Source organism: Inquilinus sp., assembly GCF_057815775.1.
Genome location: NZ_JBYRFX010001091.1, coordinates 1 through 5,394, shown reverse-complemented (window position 1 = coordinate 5,394; position 5,394 = coordinate 1). Strand labels below are relative to the sequence as shown.

Annotated in this window: 5 protein-coding genes; 4 read left to right on the top strand and 1 reads right to left on the bottom strand. The window is 68.5% G+C overall.

Going from position 1 to position 5,394, the window contains the following annotated elements:
* Nucleotides 1-1,996: calcium-binding protein (locus AC3XYG_RS39115; protein WP_489145313.1), on the top strand; the 1,996-nt coding region annotated here is incomplete at its 5' end.
* A 378-nt stretch (nucleotides 1,997-2,374) separates the two neighbouring features.
* Entirely contained in the window at nucleotides 2,375-2,785 is a 411-nt protein-coding gene (gene rnk / locus AC3XYG_RS39110) for a nucleoside diphosphate kinase regulator (RefSeq protein WP_489145312.1), read from the top strand.
* Nucleotides 2,786-2,913: 128 nt separating this feature from the next.
* Here rnk and AC3XYG_RS39105 read toward each other — a convergent pair whose 3' ends face one another.
* A complete protein-coding gene (locus AC3XYG_RS39105; protein ID WP_489145311.1) occupies nucleotides 2,914-3,648 on the bottom strand; it encodes an HAD family hydrolase in 735 nt (244 codons plus the stop codon).
* A gap of 119 nt (nucleotides 3,649-3,767) precedes the next feature.
* Here AC3XYG_RS39105 and AC3XYG_RS39100 point away from each other — a divergent pair, with 119 nt between their 5' ends.
* On the top strand, nucleotides 3,768-4,637 hold the full coding sequence (locus AC3XYG_RS39100) for a carbohydrate ABC transporter permease (protein WP_489145310.1): 870 nt from the start codon (nucleotides 3,768-3,770) through the stop codon (nucleotides 4,635-4,637).
* On the top strand, nucleotides 4,634-5,394 hold a 761-nt coding region (locus tag AC3XYG_RS39095; RefSeq protein WP_489145309.1), incomplete at its 3' end, for a carbohydrate ABC transporter permease. The genes AC3XYG_RS39100 and AC3XYG_RS39095, both read left to right, overlap by 4 nt.

The window sequence follows — 5,394 nt, the reverse complement described above, 5'->3', positions numbered from 1 at the left end:
GTCGGGCGGCATCCTGGACGGCCTGCTCGGCGGCGTGCTGGATGGCCTCGGCGGCCTGCTCGGCGGTGTCCTCGGCGGCGTCGGCGGGTTGCTGGGCGGCCTGCTCGGCGGGCTGCTGGGTGATCCCCTGACCGGCCTGCTCGACGGCCTGCTCGGCGATCTCGCCGATGCCGGCGGCCTGCTCGGCAGTCTGCTCAGCGGCGACCTGCTGACCGGTCTGATCACCGGCGTGCTCGGCAATCTCGGCGGCCTGCTCGGCGGCCTGCCGCTCGGCGACCTGCTTGACGGGCTGTTCGGCGACACCGGCCTGCTCGGCGCCCATGGCCTGATCGGCAGCCTGCTCGGCGAAGACGGGCTGCTGACCCATCTGGTCGGCGTCCTGCAGGGCTCCGGCGACCTGGTCGACGCGCTGATCGGCAACAATGGCCTGCTCGGCAGCGTGGTCGGCGTGGTCGGCGGCATCGCCGACGGGCTGGTCGGCGAACACGGCCTGGTCAGCGGGCTGGTCGACGGCCTGCTGCACAATGTCGGCGGCCTGTTCGACGACCTGACCGTGACCGGCATCGTCAACAACCTGTTCAACCAGGACGGGCTGATCGGCAGCGTGCTGCACACCATCGGCGTCTCCAGCGACCTGGGTGAGATCGTCGGCGGCATCTTCCAGCAGGTGCCGGGGCTCGACGTGCTCGACAACCTGCTGTCGGGCGGCATCCTGGACGGCCTGCTCGGCGGCGTGCTCGGCCCGAACGGCAGCGGCCTCACCGACCTCCTGACCGGCATCCTCGGCAGCGTGTCGCCGGATGTCCTGCTCGACGGGCTGCTCGGCTCCGGCGGCGTGCCGGGGTTGCTCAGCAGCGTGCTCGGCGGTGCCACCGGCGTGATCGACAGCCTGCTGGGCGCCAACGGCGTGCTCGGCGGCCTGCTCAGTGGCAACCTGCTACACGGCGATGGCGGCGTGATCGGCAACATCTTCGGCGAATTCGGCCTGCTGGGCGGCGATCAGCTCGGCCTGCACGGGGCGCTGGGCGATGGTCTGGTCGGGGATGTGCTCAACACCCTGCTGGATGTCGGCGTGCTGGCGGCCGGCGGCGAGGTGATCAAGGTCGCGGGCCCGCTGGCGATCGCCGGCACCGTGGTCGATATCCTGGCCGGCGACAACGGCCTGCTGCATGGCCTGGTGCCCGATGCGATCCTGAACCAGTTCTTCGGTGACCACGGCGTGCTCGGCGTGGCGCTCCAGGATCTGGTCGGCGGCGAGAACGGCCGGGACGGCCTGCAGGCTGTGCTCGACATGACCCTGACCAACACCTCCGACGTGGTGCAGGACCTGAAGGAGGTGATCGCCGACCTGCAGGATATCGGCGGCGTGCCGCAGCTGGGCGCCCTGATCCAGCTGGCCGGGACGCTGGAGGGTGTGGTCGACACGGCGGCGCAGACGCTGACCGACCTGCATGGCGCGCTGCGAGACATCAACGACATCCGGGTCGGCACCTCAGGCGCCGACACGATCGACGGCTGGCTCGGCAACGACCAGCTCGATGGCGCTGCGGGCAACGACCAGCTTTCCGGCGGCACCGGTGACGACCTGCTCAAGGGTGGCGCCGGCAATGACGCCCTCAAGGGCGGGCTGGGCCAGGATGTGCTGGTCGGTGGGGCCGGGACCGACACCCTGACCGGCGGCGGCGGTGCCGACACGTTCCGCTTCTCCCTGTCCTCGGAATCGGCGGTGGGCAACGGGCGCGACGTCATCACCGACTTCAGCCATATCGAGGGCGACAAGATCGACCTGTCGGCGATCGACGCGAACTCGAACTTCCTGGCCTTCGGCAACCAGGCCTTCACCTTCATCGGCGACCACGCCTTCAACCATGTGGCCGGCGAGTTGCGCTTCGCCGGCGGCATCGTTGCCGGCGACACCAATGGCGACGGCAAGGCGGATTTCGAGATCCGCGTGGAGACCCACGGCGCCCTGGTGGCGTCCGACTTCGTGCTCTGACCCGAGTCGGTCGGACCAGCCGCGCGGCGCCCGTCGCCGCGCGGCTTTTTCCTGCCCCGGGGCCCGGCCTGCGGCGTGGCGCGGCGAGACCGTCGTTGACGGCAGCCCCGCGAAACCCCATCTCTTAAGACATGATGAGAACGTCATGGACCAACCGAATGGCGGCGTGTCGAACGCCGCTGCTGGCCCGGGGCCGCTGATCCCGGGGTGATCCCCCGCCTCCGCGCTCATCCGTTCTCGCTTTCGCCGCGTCCCGCGGCGTCTCCCACCACCCCACCGTCCTCATAGAGTCTCGCATCCCACCGGGAGCAGGCGGCGGCTTTACCCACCAACCGGGCACCATCCGGGGTGGTTCGTTCACTGGAAAGGAATTACGGCATGTCCCGCAGCATTCGGCCCAAGCGCCCGGAAATCCATGTCACCGCCGGCGATTTCGATCGCCTGGCGGCGCTGGCCGACGCCGCGGCGGATGCCTTCCCGGCAATCGCCGAATTCCTGGCCGACGAGCTCGACCGCGCCCAGATCGTCGATGCGACCGCGGCCAAGGGCGTGGTGCAGATGCACTCGACCGTCAGCTACCGCGACGCCGAGACCGGCGACGAGCACACGGTGACGCTGGTGTATCCGGAGGAGGCCGATATCGAGGCCGGCCGCCTGTCGGTGCTGACCCCGGTTGGCGTCGCGCTGATCGGCCTGCGCCGCGGCCAGACCATCACCTGGGTCACCCCGTCCGGCAAGCCGCGCAACCTGACCGTCACCCTGATCGAACACGCCCGGAAGGCGGCTTGAGGGTCAGCCTTTAGGATCAGCGGGCCAAGTTAAAGACCCGTCATCGCGAGCCCGTAGGGCGTGGCGATCCAGAGATCGAGCCGCTGGATCGCCGCGTCGCTTCGCTCCTCGCGATGACGTTCGATGGCTTACGCCGCCGCTCTAAGCCCCGCCACCAGCCCCGGCAGGTCGTCCATATGCGGGCAGATCAGCCGGGCGCCGGCGGCGTGCAGCCGGTCGGCATGGCCGTCGCGGATGTGGCGGCCGCCGAGGAAGCCGATCACCGTCATGCCGGCGGCGACGCCGGCGGTGGTGCCCGGCACGCTGTCTTCGATCACCAGGCACTGTGCCGGCGCAAAGCCGAGGCGGGCCGCCGCGTGCAGATACAGGTCCGGCGCCGGCTTCGGCCGTTCCACCACCTCCGGCGTGTAGACATGTTCGCCGAACAGCCGGGTAATCCCGGCGATCTCCAGCGACCGGCGGACGCGGGCCAGATGGCTGTTCGACGCCACCGCCATCGGCAGGCCCAGCCCTTCCAGCACCGGTCGCACGCCGGGGATCGCGTCCAGGCCGAGCGCCAGCGCGTCGTCGATCACCTGGGCCATTCGCCGGCCGATATCGTCCGGAAACACCGTGCCGAACCGCTCCGCCACCTGGCGCACGATGTGGCTGTCCGGGATGCCCACCAGCTGTTCGACCAGCTCCTCGACCGGGGCCTGCGGCTCGTACTTGGCGATCAGCTCGGCCACCGCCCGGCAGGCGACGATCTCGCTGTCGACCAGGACACCATCGCAATCGAAGATGATGGCCGCGATGCCGCCCTTTATGGCGATCGGCTCGCCGCCGGTCTTGGCGGCGGCGGTCAGGGCGGCGGCGGTATCCATCGGCTCTCTCTCCATCATCAATTCCGCCCGGTTGCGCAGCGGGCCGGACTTACCATAACGTAGGACAAGTTAACGAGACCGCGCGACAAAGACCGCCGGCGATCGGGGAGGCACAACCATTGCGCGAGCCGATCAAGCACGTCTTCATCTGGCCGGCGTTTCTCGTCGTCCTCCTGGTCGGCATCTTCCCGCTGATCTATTCCTTCACGATCAGCTTCCAGAGCATGCGGCTGGTGCCGCCGCTGCCGCCGCGCTTCGTCGGCTTCGACAACTACGTGACGCTGCTGGCCAACCCGCGCTTCTGGGCCACGGTCCAGACGACGTCGATCATCGCGTTCGTCTCGGTCTCGATCCAGTACGTCCTCGGCTTTGCAGTTGCGCTGGCGCTGCATAGCAAAATTCCGGGCGAGCGTCTGTTCCGCGTCGGCTTTTTGATGCCGATGCTGATGGCGCCGATCGCGGTGTCGCTGGTCGGGCGCATGCTGTTCCATTCCACCGTCGGGCCGGTCAACCAGCTGTTCACCGGCTTCGGCCTGCCGAATCTGCCGTTCCTGACCGATGCGACCTGGGCGCTGGGCACCATCATCGCGGTCGAGGTCTGGCAATGGACGCCCTTCGTCATCCTGATGATGCTGGCCGGGCTGCAGAGCCTGCCGCAGGACGTCTATGAGGCGGCGCAGCTGGAGAATGCCAGCAGCTGGCAGCAATTCTGGGGCATCACCTTCCCGATGCTGCTGCCGATCTCGGCAGCGGTGGTCTTCATCCGCGTCATCGAGAGCTTCAAGATCATCGACACCGTCTACGTGCTGACCGGCGGCGGGCCGGGCGTGTCGACCGAGACCCTGACCCTGTTCGCCTATCAGGAAGGGTTCAAGAAGTTCAACCTCGGCTACACCTCGGCGCTGAGCTTCCTGTTCCTGATCGTGATCACGATCTTCGGCACGATCTACCTCTCCATCCTCCGGCCGCATCTGGAGAAGCAGCGATGAGCGCCGCGACGCGTGTCGACCGTGGCGGCCTGGGGCAGGGCGGCGCCAAACGCGGCCTGATCTTCCTGCTGTGCCTGGCCTGGTTCCTGGTCACGCTGTTCCCGCTCTACTGGACGCTGATCACCTCGTTCAAGCCGCCGACCGCGGTCAATGGCGGGCCGACCTACCTGCCCTGGATCGATTTCCAGCCGACGGTGCAGGCCTGGCTCGACGCCTGGTCGGGCATCCGCGGCGACTTCATCACCCCCTTCATCAACTCGACCCTGATCGCGGTGTCGGCGACGGCGCTGTCGGTGCTGCTCGGCTCCATGGCCGCCTATGCGCTGGTGCGGTTCCCGATCCAGGTGCGGCTGCTGGCCGGGCTGGCCTTCGCCGTCATCGCCATCGGCACCTTCCTGCTGCTGGGCAATGTGCTGGGGCTGAAGCGGCTGCCGGCGCTGGGCGGCGCGCTGGTGCTGGCGCTGGCCGTGTCGATGCTGTTGAACCGGCTGCGCCTGCCGGGGCCGGTGCTGGGCAATGACGATGTGGTGTTCTGGTTCGTCAGCCAGCGCATGTTTCCGCCGATCGTCACCGCCTTCGCGCTGTACCTCTTGTATTCCGAGGTCGGCAAGGCCGGCTTCCCGCTGCTCGACAGCTATTGGGGCATGACGCTCTGCTACACCGCCTTCTCGCTGCCGATCGTGGTCTGGCTGATGCGCGATTTTTTCCAGGCGCTGCCGGTGGAGATCGAGGAGGCGGCGCTGGTCGACGACGTGCC

Excerpts from the sequence above, each read along its gene's own strand:
- rnk (WP_489145312.1), top strand. The coding sequence starts at position 2,375 with ATGTCCCGCAGCATTCGGCCCAAGCGCCCGGAAATCCATGTCACCGCC.
- AC3XYG_RS39105 (WP_489145311.1), bottom strand. The coding sequence starts at position 3,648 with ATGGATACCGCCGCCGCCCTGACCGCCGCCGCCAAGACCGGCGGCGAG.